This is a genomic window from Nonomuraea glycinis (genome assembly GCF_014646515.1).
In the GTDB taxonomy this organism is placed as follows: domain Bacteria; phylum Actinomycetota; class Actinomycetes; order Streptosporangiales; family Streptosporangiaceae; genus Nonomuraea; species Nonomuraea glycinis.
Window position 1 is genome coordinate 1 of sequence record NZ_BMNK01000047.1, and the last position, 517, is coordinate 517.

Below are 517 nucleotides of genomic sequence, written 5' to 3' on the forward strand. Positions count from 1 at the left end.
CTGGGAGGATGGGGCTTGTCTAGAGTCCTGTCCACGCCAGATCAGAAGGCACTTTCCGAGTGAAGACTATCGCGTCCCAGCGCAAGATCGTGGTGTCCGCGGACGGTTCGGGGCTCGTCTCCCACGCAGGGGCCCTGCTGCTACTCCACACCCTCCGCGTCACCGGGCTGGACCAAACGTTATCCACCCAGTTGCAGCGCTGGCGGCCGGCCCGGGCCGTGCACGACCCCGGCAAGGTCATCACCGACCTGGCCCTCACCCTGGCTCTCGGCGGTGACTGCCTGGCCGACATCGCACTGCTGCGCTCCCAGCCCGACCTGTTCGGGCACGTCGCCTCCGACCCCACTGTCTCCCGGCTGATCGACCGCCTCGCCGCCGACCCAGCCCGAGCACTGAAAGCCATCCGGGCCGCTCGCGCCGACGCACGCCGGCGAGCCTGGCAACTGGCCGGAGCCCGGGCTCCCGGAGCCGACGGAGAGCTAATCCCTCTCGACATCGACGCCACCATCGTCATCGC

The 517-nt window shown here is 69.2% G+C and carries 1 protein-coding gene; it reads left to right on the top strand.

Annotated elements, in window-relative coordinates; genetic code table 11:
• Positions 1-59: 59 nt before the first annotated feature.
• A partial coding sequence (locus tag IEY87_RS45335) for a transposase (protein ID WP_189145105.1) occupies positions 60-517 on the top strand: 458 nt, incomplete at its 3' end.